This window comes from Psychrobacillus sp. OK032, from assembly GCF_900111345.1.
Lineage (GTDB): Bacteria > Bacillota > Bacilli > Bacillales_A > Planococcaceae > Psychrobacillus.
The window spans coordinates 18929-42431 of record NZ_FOGY01000012.1 but is presented as its reverse complement, the minus strand read 5'-3'; the positions used below and the strand labels follow the sequence as shown (position 1 = coordinate 42431).

At 37.5% G+C, this 23503-nt stretch carries 25 protein-coding genes and 2 tRNA genes; 24 read left to right on the top strand and 3 right to left on the bottom strand.

The genetic code is table 11. The features are described 5' to 3' along the window. Positions 1-89 precede the first annotated feature (89 nt). The 24 genes from BMZ04_RS19840 (at position 90) to BMZ04_RS19720 (ending at position 22290) form a co-directional block, all read left to right on the top strand. Complete coding sequence (locus tag BMZ04_RS19840) at positions 90-1301, top strand: G5 and 3D domain-containing protein (RefSeq protein WP_093276527.1); 1212 nt, start codon at positions 90-92, stop codon at positions 1299-1301. 84 nt (positions 1302-1385) lie between these two features. Then, positions 1386-1946, top strand: a complete 561-nt coding sequence (gene rnmV / locus BMZ04_RS19835) for a ribonuclease M5 (RefSeq protein ID WP_093276518.1) — start codon at positions 1386-1388, stop codon at positions 1944-1946. A 3-nt stretch (positions 1947-1949) separates the two neighbouring features. Beyond that, complete coding sequence (gene rsmA, locus BMZ04_RS19830; RefSeq protein WP_093276514.1) at positions 1950-2828, top strand: 16S rRNA (adenine(1518)-N(6)/adenine(1519)-N(6))-dimethyltransferase RsmA; 879 nt, start codon at positions 1950-1952, stop codon at positions 2826-2828. Between the two features lie 154 nt (positions 2829-2982). Next, positions 2983-3246, top strand: coding sequence for a biofilm formation stimulator Veg (gene veg / locus BMZ04_RS19825; protein WP_053591096.1), 264 nt, complete (start codon positions 2983-2985; stop codon positions 3244-3246). A gap of 128 nt (positions 3247-3374) precedes the next feature. Then, a complete protein-coding gene (locus BMZ04_RS19820) occupies positions 3375-3548 on the top strand; it encodes a small, acid-soluble spore protein, alpha/beta type (protein ID WP_093276510.1) in 174 nt (57 codons plus the stop codon). A gap of 197 nt (positions 3549-3745) precedes the next feature. Further along, entirely contained in the window at positions 3746-4612 is an 867-nt protein-coding gene (ispE, locus tag BMZ04_RS19815) for a 4-(cytidine 5'-diphospho)-2-C-methyl-D-erythritol kinase (protein ID WP_093276505.1), read from the top strand. A gap of 55 nt (positions 4613-4667) precedes the next feature. After that, positions 4668-5519, top strand: a complete 852-nt coding sequence (gene purR, locus BMZ04_RS19810) for a pur operon repressor (RefSeq protein WP_093276500.1) — start codon at positions 4668-4670, stop codon at positions 5517-5519. Then, positions 5497-5868 (top strand): RidA family protein, encoded by a 372-nt coding sequence (locus BMZ04_RS19805; protein ID WP_093276497.1) that lies wholly within the window; start codon positions 5497-5499, stop codon positions 5866-5868. The genes purR and BMZ04_RS19805 overlap by 23 nt, the downstream gene beginning before the upstream one ends. 911 nt (positions 5869-6779) lie before the next feature. Continuing rightward, positions 6780-7070: a septation regulator SpoVG gene (gene spoVG / locus BMZ04_RS19800; RefSeq protein WP_093276492.1), complete on the top strand. Its 291-nt coding sequence runs from the start codon at positions 6780-6782 to the stop codon at positions 7068-7070. 279 nt (positions 7071-7349) lie between these two features. After that, positions 7350-8714: a bifunctional UDP-N-acetylglucosamine diphosphorylase/glucosamine-1-phosphate N-acetyltransferase GlmU gene (gene glmU / locus BMZ04_RS19795; RefSeq protein WP_093276487.1), complete on the top strand. Its 1365-nt coding sequence runs from the start codon at positions 7350-7352 to the stop codon at positions 8712-8714. Positions 8715-8736: 22 nt separating this feature from the next. Then, positions 8737-9696 (top strand): ribose-phosphate diphosphokinase, encoded by a 960-nt coding sequence (locus tag BMZ04_RS19790; protein ID WP_093276482.1) that lies wholly within the window; start codon positions 8737-8739, stop codon positions 9694-9696. 206 nt (positions 9697-9902) lie between these two features. Then, on the top strand, positions 9903-10502 hold the full coding sequence (locus tag BMZ04_RS19785) for a 50S ribosomal protein L25/general stress protein Ctc (RefSeq protein ID WP_093276477.1): 600 nt from the start codon (positions 9903-9905) through the stop codon (positions 10500-10502). 82 nt (positions 10503-10584) lie between these two features. After that, positions 10585-11148, top strand: coding sequence for an aminoacyl-tRNA hydrolase (pth, locus tag BMZ04_RS19780; RefSeq protein ID WP_093276472.1), 564 nt, complete (start codon positions 10585-10587; stop codon positions 11146-11148). Between the two features lie 46 nt (positions 11149-11194). Then, a complete protein-coding gene (locus BMZ04_RS19775) occupies positions 11195-11425 on the top strand; it encodes an anti-sigma-F factor Fin (protein WP_093276466.1) in 231 nt (76 codons plus the stop codon). Positions 11426-11516: 91 nt separating this feature from the next. Further along, positions 11517-15041 (top strand): transcription-repair coupling factor, encoded by a 3525-nt coding sequence (gene mfd, locus BMZ04_RS19770; protein ID WP_093276461.1) that lies wholly within the window; start codon positions 11517-11519, stop codon positions 15039-15041. Positions 15042-15136: 95 nt separating this feature from the next. Next, positions 15137-15673 (top strand): stage V sporulation protein T, encoded by a 537-nt coding sequence (spoVT, locus tag BMZ04_RS19765; protein WP_093276590.1) that lies wholly within the window; start codon positions 15137-15139, stop codon positions 15671-15673. A gap of 785 nt (positions 15674-16458) precedes the next feature. Continuing rightward, positions 16459-18069, top strand: a complete 1611-nt coding sequence (locus BMZ04_RS19755) for a putative polysaccharide biosynthesis protein (protein ID WP_093276451.1) — start codon at positions 16459-16461, stop codon at positions 18067-18069. Between the two features lie 12 nt (positions 18070-18081). Then, positions 18082-19539 (top strand): bifunctional methyltransferase/pyrophosphohydrolase YabN, encoded by a 1458-nt coding sequence (mazG, locus tag BMZ04_RS19750; RefSeq protein ID WP_093276447.1) that lies wholly within the window; start codon positions 18082-18084, stop codon positions 19537-19539. A 7-nt stretch (positions 19540-19546) separates the two neighbouring features. Beyond that, entirely contained in the window at positions 19547-19837 is a 291-nt protein-coding gene (locus BMZ04_RS19745) for an RNA-binding S4 domain-containing protein (RefSeq protein WP_093276442.1), read from the top strand. Between the two features lie 96 nt (positions 19838-19933). After that, positions 19934-20236 (top strand): sporulation protein YabP, encoded by a 303-nt coding sequence (gene yabP / locus BMZ04_RS19740; protein ID WP_093276438.1) that lies wholly within the window; start codon positions 19934-19936, stop codon positions 20234-20236. Next, positions 20233-20730 carry a spore cortex biosynthesis protein YabQ gene (yabQ, locus tag BMZ04_RS23215; RefSeq protein WP_093276433.1) on the top strand — a complete coding sequence of 166 codons (498 nt, stop codon included), beginning with the start codon at positions 20233-20235 and terminating at the stop codon, positions 20728-20730. Before yabP ends, yabQ begins: the two co-directional genes overlap by 4 nt. A gap of 24 nt (positions 20731-20754) precedes the next feature. Next, positions 20755-21150 (top strand): FtsB family cell division protein, encoded by a 396-nt coding sequence (locus tag BMZ04_RS19730; RefSeq protein WP_093276429.1) that lies wholly within the window; start codon positions 20755-20757, stop codon positions 21148-21150. A gap of 139 nt (positions 21151-21289) precedes the next feature. Then, positions 21290-21721, top strand: a complete 432-nt coding sequence (locus BMZ04_RS19725; RefSeq protein ID WP_093276424.1) for a S1 domain-containing RNA-binding protein — start codon at positions 21290-21292, stop codon at positions 21719-21721. Between the two features lie 119 nt (positions 21722-21840). Then, positions 21841-22290: a DinB family protein gene (locus BMZ04_RS19720; RefSeq protein WP_093276420.1), complete on the top strand. Its 450-nt coding sequence runs from the start codon at positions 21841-21843 to the stop codon at positions 22288-22290. A 108-nt stretch (positions 22291-22398) separates the two neighbouring features. Here BMZ04_RS19720 and BMZ04_RS19715 read toward each other — a convergent pair whose 3' ends face one another. The 3 genes from BMZ04_RS19715 to BMZ04_RS19705 form a co-directional block, all read right to left on the bottom strand. Beyond that, positions 22399-23112, bottom strand: coding sequence for a nucleotidyltransferase domain-containing protein (locus BMZ04_RS19715; RefSeq protein ID WP_093276411.1), 714 nt, complete (start codon positions 23110-23112; stop codon positions 22399-22401). 80 nt (positions 23113-23192) lie between these two features. Then, positions 23193-23264: transfer RNA gene (locus BMZ04_RS19710), tRNA-Glu, on the bottom strand. A gap of 71 nt (positions 23265-23335) precedes the next feature. After that, a tRNA-Met gene (locus tag BMZ04_RS19705) sits at positions 23336-23409 on the bottom strand. Between the last annotated feature and the right edge of the window lie 94 nt (positions 23410-23503).

Sequence of the window (23503 nt, the reverse complement as noted above, 5' to 3'; positions counted from 1 at the left end):
CGTATTTGAATAGTGCAAAAAAATATAAAAAGTTGACAAGACGGCGAGTACTATATATAATCACTCGAGTGAACAAGGAGGCGTTTTTCATGTCAAATAATACCATGAAAAACCTGTTCTTTCATTCATTGAGGAGCAAGCAAACATTAGTAACTATTGCATCTTTACTATTGTTTCTTGCAGTCGTTTCTTTCGTTTTATTCGAAGGAACAAAGAAAACTGTTGCTTTAACAGTCAACGGTGAACAACAAGAGATATTAACACATGCCAATACAGTCGGAGAACTACTAAAACAACGTAATATAGTAGTTGCAAATGAAGACTTTTTACAACCCTCAGTGAACACTTCAATCAAAAATAATTTAGAGATTGAGTGGGAGCAGGCTAGACAAATAGAAATTACAGTAGATGGTGAAATTCAAACAATCAACACTACTGAACATTTAGTTTCAGAAATACTCGCAAAAGCGAAGGTTCAAATAAATGAACACGATGCTATTACACCTGCTGCGGATGCAGAGGTTGGACCGAATAACAAAATTGCAATTGAAAAAGCGTTTGAAGTCACGCTTTTAGATGGTAAAGAAGAGAAGAAGGTATGGTCCACTTCGACTACGGTCGCTGACTTTTTAAAACAACATAACATTCAATTGAATGAATTCGACCGAGTAGAACGGCAAATGGAAGAAATGGTCATTCCAGATTCCGTTATAAAAGTGGTGCGAGTAGAAAAGGTCACCGATGTAGTTGAGGAAGCTACAAACTTTGCAGTAGAAACGAAAAAAGATGACTCGCTATTAAAAGGGAAAGAAAAAGTTGTGCAAGCAGGCGAAAAAGGAACTGTTTCACGTACATATGATGTGATAAAAGAAAATGGGGTAGAAGTATCTCGTAATGTTATCAGTGAAAAAGTGACAAAAGAGCCTACGAAAAAAGTGGTTGCAGTTGGAACAAAAGTAGTAACTGCCAGTGTATCCCGTGGAGAAACTGCTTCCGATGCAGCTAGCGAAGGAAAAGATTTCTATGTAACAGCGACCGCATACACGGCTTATTGTAATGGTTGCTCTGGTGTAACTACAACCGGAATTAATCTAAAGTCAAATCCAGATGTTAAAGTAATTGCAGTGGATCCTAAAGTAATTCCACTAGGTTCTAAAGTTTGGGTAGAAGGCTATGGTTATGCGGTAGCTGGAGACACTGGTGGTGCCATAAAAGGAAACAAGATTGACTTATTTATGCCCTCCAAATCTAAAGCATATGATTTTGGACGTAAGAAGGTACGTATAAAAGTGCTTGATTGATGTTGTATAGCTTCCCTTTCGTTGATAGGGGGAGCTTTTTTGCGTTATGATAAGGAGTAATACAGTAGAAAAGAGGAAGTACCTTTGCGAATAAAAGAAGTAATAGTTGTAGAAGGTAAGGATGATACAACTGCTGTTAAGCGAGCTGTCGATGCAGATACGATAGAAACAAACGGATCGGCTATTTCCAAAGAAACACTTATAAAAATACAACATGCACAGGATAAAAGAGGGGTCATTATTTTTACAGATCCGGATTATCCAGGTAGAAGGATTCGTGCAATTATCGAAGAGCATGTGCCAGGTGTGAAGCATGCATTTTTATCGAAAGAAAAAACGATTGCCAAAAATGGAAAAGGACTAGGGATTGAACATGCAAAAGACGAAGATATCCGACTTGCACTTGCTAGTGTTTATACGCCTAAGTCTGATACAGATGTAGCAGAGGATATTCCTTTAAATATGTTGGTAGAAGGAAAGTTGATTGGTCATCCAAACTCCAAAGAACGAAGAACAAGGCTCGGAGAACGATTGAAAATTGGGTATACAAATGGAAAGCAACTACAAAAACGACTTTCCGTTTTTCAAATTAGTAGAGAACAGCTAGCAGAAGCAATTTCACAGCTGGATATGGAGGATAAATAATTTATGCAAAAAGATATAGCTACCCCAGTTCGCACGCAAGAAATACTAAAAAAATATGGTTTTTCATTTAAGAAGAGTCTAGGACAAAATTTTTTAATCGATCCGAATATTTTACGCAATATCGTAGGTCATGCTGAGCTTACAAAAGATTCTGCAGCGATTGAAATTGGACCAGGAATTGGTGCTTTAACAGAGCATTTAGCAAGATCAGCAGGAAAAGTAATTGCTTTTGAAATTGATCAACGACTGCTACCGGTATTAGAAGATACACTATCCCCATACGATAATGTAGAAATTATCCATTCAGATATATTAAAAGCAGACGTAAAACAAATATTCGCAGAAAAACTAGAGAACTATAACGATGTTATGGTCGTGGCGAACTTGCCTTACTATGTCACAACGCCTATCTTGTTAAAATTGTTAATGGACCGCCTACCCGTTCGAGGAATGGTTGTCATGATGCAAAAAGAGGTAGCGGATCGAATTACTGCAAAACCTGGAACAAAAGCATACGGTTCACTTTCTATAGCCATTCAATACTATATGAAAGCAGAAGTAGCAATGATTGTTCCTAAAGCAGTTTTTATGCCTCAACCTAATGTAGAATCTGCGGTTATTAAGCTAACACGTCATGAAACACCGCCCGTACAAGTTATTGATGAAGACTTTTTATTTCAAGTATCAAGAGGATCATTTGTACAAAGAAGAAAAACGATTATTAATAATCTGCAATCCTCTTTACCAAACGGGAAGCAGAAAAAAGAGTTAATCCTACAATCTTTAGAAAAAGTAGGTATTAATCCAACTAGAAGAGGTGAAACTCTAACTATTGAGGAATTTGGTCAGTTAGCGGATGAATTATATTCTCATTTTCATTAATGCTACTTGTTACAATATTAGTAATGTTTATAATCGAAAGTAGTCATAGGATGAAAAAAAAACGTTGACAAAGAGTGCTTTTGGTTGTTAAAATGTTTTGTTTGACAATAAAATAAATAGATGGTATAGTAATATTCAGTGAGGTGTAAGCGGAATGCCAAAAACTTTAGCTGATATTAAGAAGTCATTAGATCATCATTTAGGCAAGCGTTTGCAATTAAAAGCAAACGGGGGACGTAAGAAAACAATCGAGCGAGCTGGTGTACTAAGAGAAACTTATCATGCCGTATTCGTTATCGACTTGGATCAAGATGAAAATTCTTTTGAACGTGTATCTTATAGTTATGCAGACATTTTGACAGAAGCAGTAGAAATCACTATTTTTGATGAAGCAAATAATTTAATCGTTGTAAAATGAGTATTTAGAACTTTTACATTTTATATTAGAAAAAAACTCTTTCTCTGTTCTTTGGAATGGAAAAAGAGTTTTTTTTATTTTTTAGGACATACTATGAAAGCTAGTTGTTGAAAAGGAGGATTCACCACATGGCTAGAAAAGGTATTATGTCTAATGAATTAAAAGAAGAGATAGCAAAAGATCTTGGATTTTATGATGTAGTCAAAACCGAGGGCTGGGGTGGAATTAAATCACGTGATGCAGGTAATATGGTGAAAAGGGCAATTGAAATGGCCGAACAACAAATGAAATCACCAAAGTAAGCGAGATTCTCAAATAGATAACAATTAGCAACTAGAAAGGGCAGAGAAATCTGCCTTTTCTTTTTTTAGGCCAGCACGATACGGGTCATGCATCCGTTGCGACCTTAGAGTATATCCCGCAGACATAGGCGCTTCCGCTTTTCTTATGTACTGTGGTAAAATAGGGGACAATATATGTTAGAAAAGGAGCAGATGGGATGTACTATGTAAAAGCACCTGCCAAAATAAACCTAACCCTTGATGTACTACATAAACGTCCAGACGGTTACCATGAAGTCGAAATGATTATGACGACTGTTGATTTAGCAGACCGTATTGGATTGGAAATAAGAGAAGATGGAGCTATACATATATTATCGGTCGATCGTTTTGTTCCAAATGATCATCGTAATCTGGCATATCAGGCTGCGAAGATATTACAAGAAATGTACCATGTGAAATTGGGCGTTTCGATAAAAATTGAAAAAAACATTCCTGTTGCGGCCGGACTAGCTGGCGGAAGTAGTGATGCAGCTGCCACTTTAAGAGGACTAAATACGGTATGGAATTTAGGACTTACATTGGACGAGCTTGCTCAAATAGGTACCAAAATTGGTTCAGATGTAGCTTTTTGTGTATATGGTGGAACAGCACTTGCAACTGGTAGAGGTGAAAAAATTGAAAAGCTGCCATCTCCTGCAAATTGCTGGGTTATTCTTGCGAAGCCAACACTCGGAGTTTCAACTGCGGATATTTATGGAAATTTAAAAATAAACGACATAATACATCCGAATACAGAGCAAATGATTAGATCTATTAAGGAAAAAGATTTTGATTTGATGTGTGCATCTGTAGGGAATGTACTAGAAGAGGTTACATTGAATTTATATCCAGAAGTGGCAGTACTAAAAGATCAGATGCAAAAATTTGGGGCAGATGCCGTATTGATGAGTGGTAGTGGTCCAACTGTATTTGGGTTAGTAAATCAGGAATCCAGAGTACAAAGAGTATATAACGGACTTCGCGGGTTTTGCGATGAAGTATACGCTGTTCGATTAATTGGAGACAGAGACACACTTGCTTAAATGCGGATGTTTGTGTTAAGTTTTTTATAAAATATTCGTGTTTGGAGGTGATTGGATGAAGTGGAAAAGAAGTGAACGATTAGTAGACATGACGCAATTCTTAATGGAACATCCTCATAAATTAATCCCTTTGACATTTTTTGCTTCTTTATACGAATCGGCCAAATCTTCCATCAGTGAAGATTTAACGATTGTAAAAGAAACATTTGAAGAAAGAGGCAGAGGTTTACTTGTAACTGTACCTGGAGCAGCAGGCGGTGTTAAGTTTATTCCGACGATGACGAATGAAGATGTAAAAATTGTAGCGGAAGAGTTGATGGAACAACTCTCTAAAGCAGAACGGTTGTTACCCGGTGGCTATTTATACATGACAGATTTGTTAGGAAGCCCAACTTTAATGAATAAAGTTGGGAAAGTGTTTGCTTCTGCTTTTGCGAGTGAAAAAATAGATGCCATTATGACGGTTGCTACCAAAGGAATTCCTATTGCACACGCCATAGCAAGACATTTAAATGTGCCAGTAGTTGTTGTTCGAAGAGACAGTAAAGTTACAGAAGGTCCGACGGTAAGCATTAATTATGTATCTGGATCTGCAAGACGTATTCAAACGATGGTTCTTTCTAAAAGAAGTATGGAAAAAGGACAACGTGTGTTGATCACTGACGATTTTATGAAAGTCGGTGGAACGATTAACGGGATGAAGAGTTTACTGGAAGAATTCAATTGTGAGCTTGCAGGTATTGCAGTATTAGTAGAAGCAGAGCATAAAGGTGAGCAGTTGGTGGATGACTATTTATCTCTTGTAAAACTACACGAAGTAAATGAAAAAAGTGGTACTATTGCTTTAACAGAAGGAAATTATTTTGTGAAGGGTGGAAGTTTAGATGAAAGCAGTATCAACAACTAATGCACCAGCAGCAATCGGACCTTATGTACAAGGAGTTATTGTAAATGGAATGTTTTATAGTTCAGGTCAAATTCCACTAACTCCAGCGGGAGAAGTTGTAGAAGGTTCTATTACAGAACAAACAGCACAAGTATTTGCTAATTTAGAAGCAGTGTTAACAGAAGCTGGCTCTTCCTTATCCAAAGTCGTAAAGACATTGGTGTTTTTGAAAGATATGAATGATTTTGCTGAATTTAATGAAGCATATGAGAAACATTTCGCTGGGCATAAACCAGCCCGTTCTGCGGTAGAGGTAGCAAGGCTACCGAAAGATGTAAAAGTAGAAATTGAAGTAATTGCATTAGTTTAAACAAAAAGTATGTTTTCTTCGGAGAACATGCTTTTTTTATATTAAGCACAATATAGGAATAATGCGCATTAATAAGTTTCCGCTGCTGGCCGGACGCTTTCAGCAGGCATGGCTTCAGCCTCCTCAGGCCAACAGGATGTTGGTCACGAAGGCGTCGCCACACGAGGTGGCGTTCTTAGCCTTCGTTCCTTTGTGCGATCCTACGGGGTCTTCAGCTCATGCACTTGCCGCTTCGCTTTCGGTGCAGAAAAGATCTTCTATTTCGGCTGGAGTCGCCGCCCTTAATCCACTCTTATGTAGCATTTACTGAAAATAAGATCCAATAAATGGTTGAATGAGACGGAATCCACTGCGAATGCTACATACTTTCTCATAGTAAAGCCTTCACTTGTCCTGAGATGGCATTTTCTAATTTGCTTTTATATTTATTGCGAATATGCTCTGGAATATTGCGTGTAATTATATAATGTGCATAAAATGATTCTCACTAAGTAACTGCTAGGGATGTTGATAAACCTTAGTGCTCTATTCAATTTAGCTATTGATTAGTCAGCAAGTTCCATTGATTGCAGCGAAAGGCGGCGACTCTAGCCGAGGTCAACAGGATGTTGGTCACGGAAGCGTTGCCACACGATGTGGCACACTTAGCCTTTCGTTCATCTGTTGAGACAGATGAGACATCACAACGTACGCGTAAGCGGCGTTGATGGCTCATCGCTCACCCGGCGGAAAGCGTCCGCCGGCGGCGAAAATCATAGTGTTATCTCTATATAGCTCGAACTATATCCTTAAAACAGTAATTTTATTTTATAATATTAAAAATATTCTTATTTAAAAGAAGGAAAAAAGAAATTCTTGTGGAATAGTAATTGATAGAAAGAGATGCAACTATGAAAAAGGGTGGTGATTAAATGGAAGTAACTGACGTGAGGTTACGCAAAGTACTAACAGATGGTCGAATGCGGGCTATCGCTTCCATTACACTGGACAACGAGTTTGTTGTGCATGATATTCGAGTGATAGATGGGAATACAGGGTTATTTGTTGCAATGCCTAGTAAAAGAACTCCAGAAGGTGAATTTAGGGATATTGCCCATCCGATAAATCCTGGAACTAGAAACAAAATTCAAGAAGCGGTACTTTATGCGTATCATTTAAGTAGCGATGCAGAGGAAAAGAAACTAACAGAAGCAAGCATGTAATATAAGAAAAGCACAAGCTCACTTCTACCAACACAGTTTTTTCTCATATGATGAAGCTGAGGAGCGACGTGCTTCTGCAATGAGCTGTGTGCAGTAGTTTATACAAGTTAAAAATGCACAACAAAACCATTTCTATTCAGAGATGGTTTTTTTTGTGCAATAAATTTATCTATAATACTTGTTTTGTCATGTATTTGTCAAGAGATATTTCCTTGAAAAATCGCTCCATTTCCGCTATAGTCAAAAGAGGAAATTAGCCCACTGGAGGGAAATCGGAAAATGACAAATACTTTTGCGGTTGTACTAGCAGCTGGTAAGGGAACTCGTATGAAGTCAAGTCTATATAAAGTACTGCATCCTGTATGTGGAAAGCCTATGGTAGAACATGTTATCGATAACATGGAAAAGCTAGGCGTTGAAAAAATCGTGACTGTTGTTGGTCATGGTGCGGAAGTTGTTCAAAGTGAACTAGGAAGTAGAAGTGAGTATGTACTTCAAGCAGAGCAACTAGGAACAGCGCATGCAGTTTTACAAGCAGAAACAACACTTGCCAGTCTATCTGGAACCACTATAGTGATTTGTGGGGATACACCACTTATTACAGCGGAAACAATGAGAGATTTATTAAATCATCATAAACAAACAGGAGCTAAAGCAACGATTTTAACTGCAATTGCTAATGATCCAACTGGGTATGGAAGAATTATCCGTGCAGAAGGTGGAAACGTAAAAAGTATTGTAGAGCAAAAAGATGCATCTGCAGAAGAACAGCTAGTAGATGAGATTAACTCAGGTACTTACTGTTTCGATAATGAAGCATTATTCAAATCGTTAAAATTAGTGAAAAACGAAAATGCACAAGGTGAATATTATTTACCGGATGTGATCGAAATCTTACAAAAAGAAGGAGAAGTAATTTCTGCGTTTGCAGCAAATGATTTTGACGAAATTCTTGGAGTAAACGATCGAATTGCACTTTCTCAAGCAGAACAAATTATGCGAACACGTATTGCTTATCATCATATGCGTGAAGGCGTAACAATTATTGATCCTCAAAGTACATATATTAGTAGCGATGCAGTAATTGGTGCAGACACTGTCATTCAACCTGGCGTTATTATTGAAGGAAAAACTACCCTTGGGGAAAACTGTATAATTGGTCCAAATAGTCATCTTGTTTCAAGTATTATCGGAAACGGAACAACAATCCATTCATCCGTTGTATTATCGAGTGAAGTCGGCGATCATACAGCAATTGGTCCATTTGCGCATATTCGACCACAATCTGATGTTGGAAATGACGTGAAGATTGGTAATTTTGTTGAAGTGAAAAAATCGACAGTAGGAAATGGCAGTAAAATTTCTCACTTAAGTTATATGGGTGACGCTTCGATTGGCTCAAATGTTAATATTGGGTGTGGAACGATTACAGTAAATTATGATGGAAAAAATAAATTTGTAACAACAATTGAAGACGATGCCTTTGTTGGATGTAACTCCAATTTAATAGCACCTGTTACAATTGGTAATAATGCTTATGTTGCTGCTGGTTCTACTATTACAAAAAATGTCCCTGGTGAAGCACTTGCAATAGGTCGTGCACGACAAGAAAATAAAGAAGGCTATGTAAATAAACTAAAATAACCGATTCCTCAGGAGGATTATCATGTCAGAACAATATGCAAATTCGAAGTTGAAAATATTCACTTTAAATTCTAATAAAGAATTAGCCGAAGAAATCGCAAAAGAAGTAGGAGTTCCACTAGGAAAAAGCACAGTTACTAGATTTAGTGACGGCGAAGTTCAAATCAATATTGAGGAAAGTATCCGTGGATGTGATGTTTTTATCGTCCAATCAACTTCTGCCCCTGTAAATGAACACATCATGGAATTACTAATCATGCTAGATGCTTTAAAACGTGCATCGGCTCGTACAATAAGTGTTGTATTACCTTACTATGGCTATGCTCGTCAAGATAGAAAAGCACGTGCTCGTGAACCAATTACAGCTAAGCTTGTAGCAGATCTTTTAACAACAGCAGGGGCAACTCGTGCTATCGTATTGGATTTACATGCTCCACAAATTCAAGGATTCTTTAATATTCCGATTGACCATTTAGTGGCAGCACCGATTTTATCAGATTATTTCTTAGAAAAAGATATTGATCCTTCTGAATTAGTTATTGTATCTCCTGACCATGGTGGTGTAACACGTGCTCGTAAAATGGCGGATCGCTTAAAAGCACCGATTGCTATTATCGATAAACGTCGTCCGCGTCCAAATGTTGCAGAGGTAATGAATATTGTTGGTAATGTAGAAGGTAAGACTGCTATATTAATCGATGACATTATTGATACTGCTGGTACTATTTCTATTGCAGCGCAAGCGTTAATGGAAAGTGGTGCAAAAGAAGTATATGCTTGCTGTACGCACGCAGTACTATCAGGTCCAGCTATTGAACGTATCGATAACTCAGTAATTAAGGAATTAGTTATTACGAATTCTATTGTATTATCAGAAGAAAAAACGTCTCCCAAAATTAAAGAATTATCAGTAGCAAAACTATTAGGTGACGCAATCGTACGTGTATTTGAAGAGAAATCAGTTAGTACTTTGTTTGACTGATTATAGCTTTAATCAATAGGGATTATTAAAATGAAGTTAGCCGTTGTTGCATCCGTGTGACAACGGCTAACTGACTTTCATCATGCAGAACTAAGCGTAATTCGAAATTTGGACACAATTACGCCGAGGTGTAATTAATAAATGTTTGAAAACTTCCGGTGGTGGGTATATATAGTGATAGAACCTATCGGGAGGATGAGAAATAGATGAGTACAGTTGTAAAATCACAAGCAAGAGGTCCAAAAGAAAAAAACAAATTAAGAAATAATGGATATATTCCGGCTGTAGTGTATGGTTTTGAAGTAGAGTCACAACCAATTGCAGTAGAAGAAAAAGATTTAACCAAAACACTCCGTGAAGTTGGTCGTAATGGAGTCATTAAGCTTGAACTTAACGGCAAAACAGTTAACGTCGTGATGAGTGATTATCAGATGAATGTTCTAAAAGGTCAAATGATTCATGCAGACTTCCTAGCGATTAACATGAAAGAGGAATTAGAAGTAAATGTTTTAGTAAATACTGTTGGTAATTCAGTAGGTGTGTCAGAAGGTGGATTGCTGCAACAACCAAATAGAGAAATAACGATTACCGTGAAGCCATCTAGTATTCCTGAAAGCATTAACATTGATATTTCGGAAATGGCAATTGGTGACACGTTAACAGTTGCAGATGTTCGTAATAAAATAGAATACACCATAATTAATGATGATGATTATACATTAGCTACTGTGTCAGCACCAAGAGTAGAAGATACAGAGGAAACTGATACAGGAGAAACAGCTGAAGAAGCAAAAACAGAAGAATAATAAAACAAAAGAGATTGTCCTAAGGCAATCTCTTTTGTTTGTGATAAAATAAAGGAAATACGGATTAAAGGAATGGAAATGAATGAAAATTATTGTTGGTCTAGGAAATCCGGGTAAGCAATACGAAGCTACGAGACATAATATTGGTTTTCATGTAATAGACGAGCTTGCAAATCGCTTCAACATACCCCTCACACAATCCAAGTTTAATGGAATGTATGGTATTTCCCATGTCGGCACAGAAAAAGTGATGCTCTTGAAACCATTAACATACATGAACTTATCGGGTGAATGTATCGTGCCAATGATGAATTATTTTGAAGTAAACGACGATGACCTCGTAGTTATTTATGATGATCTAGATCTACAAGCAGGAAAGCTTCGACTTCGTCAAAAAGGAAGTGCTGGCGGACATAATGGCATTAAATCAATTATACAGCACATCGGGACGCAGGCTTTTAACCGAATCCGAATAGGGATTGATCGACCTACGAATGGGATGAAGGTTCCGGATTATGTGCTTTCCAAATTCAGCGACGACGAAAGAATCGAAATAGAATCAGCAGTGAAAAAAAGTGCCGATGCATGCGAAGATTGGTTGTCGAAAAGTTTTTTAGAAGTGATGAATAAATACAATGGTGCATAAATATTAACGAAAAGACCTATACTTCCTAAAAGGAGGTTTGATGGTTATGCCGATTCATTATAAATGTCGCCATTGTGAAACAGAAATTGGTCAATTACCATTTGATAGTATAGATGAGCAGTTTCTAACTAAACACGAAATAACACCGGAAGAACAACATGAATACATAGTAAATGGAGCTGAGGGAGAGTATACCGTACAATGCATATGTGAAGAATGTCAAAATTCTCTTCAAACGTTTCCAAACTACTATGCATTAAAAAAGTGGATACAGTAAAGATGCTTTGGCACGATTTCGTGCACAAAGCCTTTTCTGTTTTGTACTCATTCAAAGAAGTTCTTTTGTTTGTTGGATAGGGGAGGATTGAATGGAACTTTTAAGCAATCTATTAATCGAAGATACACATATACAAAAACTAGTAAGAGAATTAGAGAGCGGAAGTGATCAACAACTAATAACCGGACTTACTTCTAGTGCAAGAGCTGTCTTCACAGAAATGCTGTACAAAGCTCGTCAGAAAGCTATTTTAATTGTTACTCCGAACTTGCTCCATGCTCAAAAACTGACAGAGGACTTAGTAAAACTTATTGGAGAGGATTTAGTGCGCCTATACCCTGCAGACGAGCTTATAGCTGCAGATATATCCATTACGAGCCCAGAGCTTCGTGCACAACGTCTTGAAGCATTAGATCATATGCTGACGAAAAAAAACGGAATTTATATAGTCCCAATCGCTGGATTGAAAAAGCATATGCCCAACGTAAAAGACTGGAAGGAAAGTACAATCTCCATTGTTGAAGGCGAAGAGGTTATTCTGGAGTCATTTCTCCAAAGTTTAGTGGATATGGGATATGTAAGGCAACCTATGGTTACTGCCCCAGGAGAGTTTGCTTTAAGAGGCGGAATCATTGATATTTATCCTTTGTATTTAGAAAACCCGATACGTATTGAGCTATTCGATACAGAAGTGGATTCGATTCGAACTTTCTCTGCAGAAGATCAGCGTTCTTTAGAAAAATTAAAGGATATTCGAATACTACCAGCTACCGAGTATGTCTTAACAGAAAGTAAAAAGAAGTTACTTGCACAAAAATTAGAGCAATCTTTAGCGGAAAGCTTGAAAAAAGTAAAATTACAGGAAATGAAGGATCAATTTTATCAACATATTCAACACGATATCGAACTTTTGAAACAAGGTGAGCAACCGAAAGAATTTATGAAATACGTTTCATTATTAGATGATGATAATAGCTTCTTAGGTAACTATTTCGATCAAAACGGATTGGTTTTATTTGACGAGCTAGGAAGAATTCAAGAAGTGGCTGAGACGTTAGAAAGAGAAGAGAATGACTGGTTTTTATCGCTACTAGAAGAAGGAAAAACCGTTCATGATGTAAAGCCTGCGTTTCATTTAAAAGAAATTATTCAAATGCTTCCCAATGAAAAAGTCTATTCTTCTTTGTTTTCCCGTACATTTTCAGGCATAACGATTAAAAAAAATGTAAGCATTTCATGTAAACCGATGCAAAACTTTCATGGACAAATGCACTTATTGAAAAATGAAGTGGAGCGGTTTATACAAGGGAAGTTTCGTGTCGTTATTCTAGCGGACGGAAAAGAACGAGCTCAAAGAATTCATACTGTTCTAGAAGATTATGAAATAGTTTCTAAGATAGGTGCCTCTACGAAAGATTTACAAAAACCCGGTATATTTATCGTAGAAGGGGATTTAGATGCAGGTTTTGAGTTACCACTTCAACGAATAGCTGTTATTACCGATGCTGAATTGTTTAAACAAAGGCATAAGAAAAAAACGAGAACACAAAAAGTTTCAAATGCAGAAAGAATCAAAAGCTATTCCGAAATAAAGCCTGGAGACAATGTCGTACATATACACCACGGGATAGGGAAGTATATCGGAATAGAAACGCTATTAGTTAATGGGATTCATAAAGACTATTTGCATATTCGATATCGCGGTGAGGACAAACTTTTTGTACCTGTCGATCAAATAGATCTTATTCAAAAGTATGTCGCTTCTGGAGAAAAGGATCCGAAGCTCCATAAACTAGGTGGAGCAGACTGGAAGAAAACAAAAACAAAAGTATCTGCGGCCGTTCAAGATATTGCAGATGAATTGATAAAACTATATGCGAAACGAGAAGCGGAAGTAGGATATGCTTTTGAGCCAGACGGTGAAATGCAAAGCTCATTTGAAGCAGCTTTCCCTTATGAAGAAACAGAAGATCAGCTTCGTACGATTCGTGAAGTGAAACAGGATATGGAAAGAGCTCGTCCGATGGATCGTTTAGTATGTGGGGACGTAGGATACGGAAAAACCGAAGTAGCTATTCGTGCGGCTTTTAAAGCAGTGATGGAAGGAAAACAAGTTGCGTTTCTCTGTCCTACAACGATTCTTGCTCAACAGCATTACGAAACGATGCTAGAACGTTTTCAAGACTTTCCGATTGAAGTCGGTTTACTTAGTCGTTTCCGATCTAAAAAACAACAAACAGAAACGATTAATGGACTGAAAAAAGGAATGGTAGATGTAGTAGTTGGAACGCATCGAATTTTATCAAAAGACGTTGTCTACCATGATTTAGGACTTCTGGTTGTCGATGAAGAACAACGGTTTGGTGTAAAGCATAAAGAAAAGATTAAACAATTAAAAACAAATGTAGATGTTATGACGCTAACCGCTACACCAATTCCGCGTACATTGCATATGTCGATGATTGGTGTGCGTGATTTATCTGTTATTGAAACACCACCTAAAAACCGTTTTCCTGTTCAAACATACGTTATGGAATTTAATGGAGCACTCGTCCGGGAAGCAATTGAAAGAGAACTTGCAAGGGGAGGACAGGCGTTTTATCTGTATAACCGGGTGGAAGATATCACTCGAAAAGTAGATGAAATCCAAATGCTTGTGCCAAGTGCAAGAGTTGGGTTTGCACATGGGCAAATGTCTGAAACAGAGCTTGAGTCGGTTATTATTAGCTTTTTAGAAGGTGAATATGATGTCCTAGTAACGACGACCATTATTGAGACAGGTATTGATATACCAAATGTTAATACGCTTATTATTCATGACGCGGATAAAATGGGATTGTCTCAGCTTTATCAATTACGTGGAAGGGTAGGACGTTCTAACCGGGTGGCATATGCCTATTTAATGCATCAAAGAGATAAAGTGTTAACTGATGTAGCGGAAAAAAGATTACAGGCAATTAAAGAGTTTACAGAGCTCGGTTCCGGATTTAAAATTGCGATGCGAGATCTTTCTATTCGTGGAGCAGGTAACTTACTTGGATCCCAGCAACATGGGTTTATTGATTCAGTTGGTTTCGATCTGTATACACAAATGCTAGAAGATGCAATAGAAGAAAAAAGAACAGGGATTAAAAAAGAAGACATTCCAGATCTAGAGATCGTGTTATCTACGGATGCTTATATTTCAGATGAGTACATTCCAGATGGGTACCAAAAAATTCAAATGTATAAACGTGTGAAAGCAATGGAAAAGGATGAGGAGTATTTGGATCTTGTGGACGAACTACAAGACCGTTTTGGTGATTTGCCGCTTGAAGCTGAGAAATTATTACGTATTGCACGGATGAAGGTTTTTGGTAAATCGGCAGGAGTAGAATCTATCAAAGAAGTAAATAAAATTGTTTCTATTCGCTTTAGTGTACAAGGCACACAAAATATAAATGGTGCCTTCCTTGTAGAGAAATCGATGAAATACGGGCGTGCAGTAGGGTTTACAATGGATAATAATAATCTGGTCATTACAATAGATGAACGGAAAACAGGAAAGTTTGACTCGTTTGATGTATTAGAAGAAATGATGTTAATTCTTCCAGAAGCAAAAAAAGAAATAGCGTAAGCTAAATTCCACTTTGCATATTTTTTGGTAATGTGATGCATACTATGGCAGAAATGAACTTTAGTTTCCAATCTGTCGAAAGTGAGGCAAATTACATGAAAGCAACTGGCATCGTACGTCGTATTGATGATTTAGGTCGAGTGGTTATACCGAAAGAAATACGTCGAACACTTCGCATCCGAGAAGGAGATCCGTTAGAGATTTTTACGGATAGAGATGGAGAAGTAATTTTAAAGAAGTATTCACCTATAAGCGAGCTTGGAAGTTTTGCAAAAGAGTACGCGGAAACTTTGTATGAGACTTTAGGAACTCCGGTTCTAATAAGTGACCGTGATGAAATGATTGCAGCGGCTGGATTATCGAAAAAAGATTATTTAAATCGTAGGCTAAGTCCAGACGTAGAGGAAATAGTCGGCAAGAGATCCATTGTAATGGAAAAACATGAAAACTCTGTAGAGTGGGTACCTGGAATTTTTGAAACAGTTAAGTCCTATTGTATCGCACCTATAATTGCATCTGGAGATCCAATTGGTGCAGTATTTTTAATATCAAAAGTGCATTTTATCGGGGAAGCAGAACTAAAAGCAGTCGAAACTGCTGCAAATTTCCTGGCAAAACAAATGGAAAGCTAAAAAAGTCTTCCTCTTTCACAAAAGAGGAAGATTTTTTTGTGCTTTAGAAAATTATAAAGTCTATGGCATGGAATACTTTCGCTCAATCGTAGTGTCGGCTAGGATTTCCGCTTCAAGCGGACGCTTTCCGCGGGGTGAGCGATGAGCCATCACCGCAGCGCGTACGTTTTGATAGCTCATCTGTCTCACCAGAGGAACGAATGCTAAGTGCGCCACATCGTGTGGCAACGCCTTCGTGACCAACATCCTGTTGGCCTCCGCTGGAGTTGCCGCCTTCCGCTGCAATCAACAGGACTTGATTACTAATTAGTATCACTGCCGAAATCCAGTAAATGGTTGAGCGAGACCAAATACACTGTGAACGCGACAAACAAACCTTCGAATACGACAAAATCCATCTTGAAAACGACAAACTGACTGGTGAACACGACAAACTTTCTCCTATCATTGCGCAATTGGACCATCATGTTGCGAGTTCAAGGTAATGTTGCGCATATGGTAATTCTAACTAAGTCACCGCTAGGAGGGATTGATAAAGCCAAAGTTCTATTTTAGATATTGATTTTGCTAATAAGTTCTGTTGATTTTCGCTGCATGCGGCGACTCCAGCGGAAATCCAAGTGGTAACTACCTTAAGCTGCATTATTTCTATACTGCACACCGCTCCCTAGGCTGAAAAACAAGATACACATAAAGGCCATTTATGTTTTTTATTGTTCAGGTCCAACGCCTTCAGTTATTCTTGTTATAATAAATGCACTGCTGGATGGAAGAAGGATTTAACTATGAGTAATGATTGGAATATGAAGACTTATATGAAAGGGGCTGCAATGCTAACTGTTGCAGCGATTATTGTAAAGCTGCTAAGTGCAGTGTACCGAGTGCCTTTTCAAAACCTAGTTGGCGATGAAGGTTTTTATATTTATCAACAGGTTTATCCGTTTATAGGAATTATTACAACCTGGACTTCCTATGGTTTTGCGGTAGCATTATCGAAAATATTATCAGACTATAAAGCAAGCGGAAAAGAATATGTAATACCACAAGTTCGGCGAATTGCTTTTATCTACATTGCGATACTTTCCATAATATCTTTTATAGTTCTGTATGTTGGAGCGAATTTTTTCGCGGAGGCGATGGGGGATGGAAATTTAGCATCCTTGTTAAAAGCTGGCTCATACGTCATTTTATTAATGCCAATGCTTGCAGTATTAAAAGGAGAATTTCAATCTAACGGGCATATGCAACCGGTAGCGTATGCGCAAATAGTGGAGCAGGCAACCCGAGTTTCCGTTATATTACTTGGTACATGGATTGTCGTATCGAAGAGCTTCGATTTATATAAAGCTGGCAGTATGGCAATGTACGGTGCGGTAGCGGGTGAACTTGCAGGTGTAATATTTTTAATAACTATTTCTAGGAAAATAATTGGTCGAAAGAAGACGAATAACAAACAGAGAGATGTACAAATATGGCCGATTGTAAAAGATTTGACGATAATTAGTATTAGTGCCAGTATAAGTGCGTTATTATTTTTACTGTTACAGCTAGTAGATTCATTTACCATTTTTCAAATGCTTCTAGAAAGTGGTTTGGAGAAGCAAGAGGCTATGGAGACAAAAGGAGTCTATGATCGCGGTCAACCGCTTGTACAACTAGGTATTGTTATTGCTTCTACATTATCATTGGCAATCGTTCCACTTGTCGCACATCGAATGAATAAAGAAAAAGGTAGAACAGCAATACCTTTTATGCAGCTTACGTTTCGAGTAGCTTTTACATTTAGTATTGCTGCAGCATTAGGTCTAATCGTAGTACTTCCATTTGTGAATGAAATGCTTTTTCAAACGAGAGATGAATCGATCACTTTAATGGTATTTTCTTTTCAAATTGTATGGATGTCTCTGATTCTCACGTTGATGGCGATGCTACAAGGAAGTGGAAGAGTAAAGCTTCCTACACTGTTTTTATTGCTCGGTGTGTGTAGTAAATGGCTCGTAAATGGTATGCTTGTACCAGTATATGGCGTGTTAGGGGCTGCTATAGCGGGAAATATTAGTTTAATAATTGTTTTTGTATGCATGTTTTATTATTTTAAAAGAAGTTGGAAGATACGTTTTGCTTCTTTCGCATTTTACAAAGGAATTGCTATTGCGTCTATAATGATGGTCGTAAGTGTTGCAGTTTATAGTTTAGTAGCGGATGCGTACTTTTTTGATTGGTTACCTAGTCGCATAGAGGCACTAGTGATATCTTTAAGTGCCGTTACAATTGGAGCAACCATTTTTTTAATTATTTTAGCAAAAAGACGTGTTATAGCGGAGAAAGAGTGGTTTTTGTTGCCATTTGGTAGACGAATGGCCACTTTCCAGTTGTGGTTAAATAAAGAACAGTAAGGGTGTGAGCAGATGAATGAAATAACGATTATCGGACTTGGAGCAAGTGATTTGGATCAGCTGCCTTTGGGTATATATAAAAAATTAAAAGCAACAGAGCATTTATATGTGCGTACAGAGCAACACCCAGTATTGCAGGAGCTAAAAGCAGAAGGTCTAATATGGACAAGTTTTGATAAGGTATATGAAGAAAATGATCAATTTGAAACCGTCTATGAAGAAATAGTACAAACACTACTAAAGTTAGCAGACGATACGTCCGTTACATACGCAGTGCCCGGACACCCGCTAGTAGCAGAACAAACAGTTCAGTTATTAATCGAAGCGGAGCGAAAAGGAAATGCAAAAATTAGAATCGAAGGTGGACAAAGCTTTTTGGATCCTATTTTTGCAGCTTTACGTATTGATCCAATTGAAGGGTTTCAACTATTAGATGGAACTAGTTTTAAACGAGATGATGTTCAAATGGGATCACATGTATTGATTGGACAGGTGTATGACGCATTTAGTGCGTCTGAAGTAAAGCTAACGCTTATGGAAAAGTATCCAGATGATTATGAGGTAACTATTGTAACGGCAGCGGGTTCGAACCAAGAAAAACTAACGAAAGTACCTTTATATGAGTTAGATCATGTTATGGAGCTTGATAATTTAACGACGTTGTATGTTCCGCCTATACGAGTGCAGGAAAAACGGTTGAAGGAATGGCAAACACTGCGCCAAATCGTTGCAGATCTAAGGGGTCCTAATGGGTGCCCATGGGATAAGGAACAAACACATATAACGTTGAAAAAATATGCAGTAGAAGAAGTTTATGAGCTATTACAGGCGATAGACGAGGAAGATGATGATCATATTATCGAAGAACTTGGGGATGTCCTTTTACAAGTGTTTTTACACGCACAAATTGGAGAGGATAGTGGATACTTCAGTATGGAAGATGTACTTAACTCCATTTCGGATAAGATGATTCGTAGGCATCCACATGTATTTGGGGATGTCACCGCAAATAGCACGGAAGACGTAATGCGCAATTGGCAGCAAATAAAGGCAGAAGAAAAAGATGAGTACGCAGGATCATTATTAGACGGTGAGTTGCGTTCGGACTCCACGCTTCTAACATCTTTCAATTATCAAAAGAAAGTGGCGAAGGTTGGTTTTGACTGGCCAGATGTATCTGGTGCTTGGGAAAAGTTCCATGAAGAGCTAGGAGAATGGAAAAAAGAATTACAATCGGGGACAAAGGAAACGCAAGTGGATGAGCTAGGAGATTTGTTATTTACAATTGTTAATCTAGCAAGATTTTATGGACTGTCTCCAGAGCAAGCAATGATACAAGCAAATGAAAAATTTAAAAGAAGATTTCAATTTATCGAGTTAAGTGTTCAAAATGGAAAAGGAAACTTTTCAGACTATGACTTAGAAGAGCTCGATGGGTTTTGGAAAGAAGCAAAGAAACTAGAGAGGTAGTGTTGACATGAGATTAGATAAGTTTTTAAAAGTTTCTAGATTGATTAAACGGAGAACACTCGCAAAAGAGGTCGCGGATCAAGGAAGAATAACGATTAACGGAAAAGTAGCAAAAGCAAGCTCCGATGTCAAAGCAGGAGATGAGTTATCAATTCGATTCGGTCAAAAAGTAGTAACCGCTTCTGTTGATGCAATCAAAGATTCAGCGAAAAAAGAAGAAGCCGCATCAATGTTTACAATTATAAAAGAGGAAAGACTAGAAAAAGTAGACCCAGCATTTATTGATGATGAAGAGTAATCTAAATATAAGATTAGAAAAAAAAGCGTGACGCATTTGTCATGCTTTTTTTTTACGTGCATACAATGACATTAGGACAAGGAGAGGAGAGAGCAAATGCAATATCAAGCAGAAAATCAAACAATTACTATTCCATCGGGGGACCATTTAATATCGCTGAGAAATCGAAAAAGAATGGACTTAACTTCTGTAAAAGCAATTGAACGATTTGACCAACAAGAGTTCTATGTAAGAACATCACAAGGATTGCTTCTCATTAAGGGAGAAGAACTGAAAATCGTCCATTTAGATGTAGACAAAGGCCTGCTAACTCTAGATGGAATTGTGAAGGCCATACAGTATGACGAGGAGCAGAATTTAGACGGTGCTAGAGGGTTACTTCATAAACTATTCGGATGACACTCTCTTTACAATTTTTTAGTTTATTATTAATGATATTGAGTGGGGTATTTATAGGTGCGATAATTGAAGGGACACGCTTTGTGATGAATAGTTTTCCAAAGCGTACCTTTGTTTTCAAATACAGCACTGCTCTAGAAATAATAATATGGATTGTGCTTGGATTAGGGACTTTTTATATTCTTTTTCGTGTGCGAGATGGTATATGGAGAATTTATGATCCATTAGCACAAATAGTAGGCATTCTCTTGTATGAGCAATTGTTTCAGCCAATTTTTCGATTTGCTGGAAGGGTTTTTTTGCGTATTGTAATCCAACCCATTTGGTTTGTCATCCGCATAATTATAACAATAATTAGTAAAATTTTCCGATTAATAAGATTTATCATCATAACTATAGTACGACCGTTTCACTTTGTATATAAAAAAATATGGCATTTGGCCCTTAAGAAAAAACCCAACTTCCGTTATAATAAAAAGTACACGAAAAATTGAGATACTTTGACGGGAGAGAGCGAAATGGGAGAAAAGCAAAGAAATGTATCCGCTGGGAAACAAGTTGCAGCAATTAATACAGATTATGTTCGCTCTATCGAACGTCAAGAAAATCGTAAAAAAGCAAAAAAGGTTCGTTTATTTAGGCGTTTAGCTGTTTTTGGAATCATGTCTTTGGCGCTTGTAGGATTTTTAATATCTACCTTAGTAAGCAGTAATCAGACATTAGAGCAAAAACAATTACAAAAAGAGAAAGTCTCGGAAGAATTAGCGAAAGTCCAGGAAGAACAGGAAATGCTAAAGCTTCAAATTTCTAAATTAAATGATGATGAGTACATTGGAAAATTATTAAGAAAAGAATATTTCCTTTCAGAAGAGGGAGAAATCATCTTCACGCTTCCAGATGCTAAAGAGAAATAAATATAAAAAAACAAGTTATAAAAGAGTAGTCTTATTGACACTCTTTTTTTGTTAGTTATAATAAAGGTAGGAGCGGTATGAAAAAATCATACTAATTCGTTAAAGAGTCGCTTAAATTTTAAGGAGGAGCATTTTTTTTATGTCAATTGAAGTAGGCAGCAAGGTACAAGGTAAAGTAACAGGAATCACTAACTTCGGAGCGTTCGTCGAGCTACCAGGAGGCTCAACAGGTCTAGTTCACATTAGTGAAGTTGCGGATAATTATGTGAAAGATATTAATGAGCATTTAAAGGTTGGAGACATTGTCGAAGTTAAAGTGATGAATGTTGAAGCGGACGGCAAAATCGGATTATCTATCCGTAAAGCAAAGCCTCAAGCGGAAAGACCAGAGAGACCAGAACGTTCTCAGCGTCCACGTGGCAATAATCGCCCAAATGATCGCGATCGTCCAGTGAAAGAGAATTTTGAGCAAAAAATGACACGATTCTTAAAGGACAGTGAAGATCGTTTATCTACGTTAAAGCGTGCAACTGAATCTAAGCGCGGCGGCAGAGGCGCAAAAAGAGGATAACATGCTGTCTGTTTTATCGGTAGAAAAAATGTTTAATAGATGAAAGGTGTTCAGCTTAGCTGACGCCTTTTTTGTATAAACAATTTATTTGAAGATGCATGCTATCGGAGGGGGAAGTCATGACAAAAGAGGAAATACGACAAGCGCACTTAGGATACTTGAATTGGATAGACTCATTATCAAAGTTAAACGAAGAAAAAGCTAATACACCTTACAAGACAGGAAAGTGGTCGCCAAACGAGATAATTATGCATTTAGCAGAGTGGGATCGATTTACTTTAGTGCAACGTATACCTAGTATGAGAGAAGGTGAAAAGCTTGAAGCGTTTCCAAATTTCGAAGCCTTTAATGCAAAAGCCGCAACCCTTGCTCATGAACAAACATTTAAAGAAACCCTCTCTTACGCAAAACAGCAACGTCAAAAAATCATGGAACAACTTGAAGCAATTACTGAAGTAGAATGGGATAAGGTTTTCTACATTGGAGATCATAAAGAAACTATTCGTAATTACTTTACTAGTTTTGTGGAGCATGACTATCATCATCGAGTGCAAATTTCAACCGAATAGAAAAAAGAGGCACCCAAAGCTTCAAGGGTGCCTCTTTTAAATGGAAATACAAACTTTTCTAGATGGGAGAAATGGCGTTTAGTTGGAAAAGTAATTCTAAGCACCGTCTCACTTCCCTAAAGAAAATCCTTCGAATAAGCGACCACCATATGGTTGTAATATTTTATCAACCATTTTGATCACTTCATTTTTCAGACCGGTTTTATAATAAAGATCATAAGCTTCGACAAATTGTTCTGCAAAAACTTCATCATATTCTTTTAGTGAACGCGCGATCCATTTTGAGGCACCAATCCATCTACGATTCGTACGTAATGTAAACTCGCTGGTCAGTTCAGCCAATGTATTAGCGATAAATAATTCTTCCGCTCTGTCATTACTTCCGATAAAGTCATCCAAAGCATCTGTTATAAAATAGCGCTTTAAGTTTATAGTTTCTTCTGACCATGATTCAGGACCGATGACTAATAGTTGTTTTGCTTCCTCTTGAATTGCTTCCAAAATACCTTCATTTTTCAAGGAAACACCTTCTGCAATCATCCTTGGTAAAGAAGGTCTTGCCCTTTTACGATCGCTTTCAAAGTAACTTTTGTAAGAGGTTAAATTATGAACAAATACTTCTATTGGCCAACCACCGACAATAAGTGACTCTCTATAGGAGGAATGAATATTTTTGCTAAATACAACAATGTCCAAATCGGAAGTTTCCGTCGCTTTCCCTCGGACTATGCTCCCTGCTAAAATAGCACCTTGGCAATTGGGAAAGTGGAGAGATATAAATTGTTTTGCAGCTTCAACAGGTTCGAGTCTATTTGGATGCATGTTGCAATCTCCTTCATTAATATAAATGAAAAAAAAGCAATTCCAAAAGTTTACCTTTTGAAATTGCTTTTTTTATTTGATGACCCCTACGGGATTCGAACCCGTGTTACCGCCGTGAAAGGGCGGTGTCTTAACCGCTTGACCAAGGGGCCATATTAAAATTTGTCATTTTTATTATGATAATTATCCGTGTGAGTATAAGATAATAATCAATAAAAATGTATGGCGGCAGAGGGAGTCGAACCCACGACCTTTCGGGTATGAACCGAGTGCTCTAGCCAGCTGAGCTACACCGCCGTTTTAACGAACAATTAATATATTACAAGCCTTTCGTTAAAGTGTCAATACTTCTTTTAAAAATTTATAAAAAGATAAAAAGAAAGTTTATTCC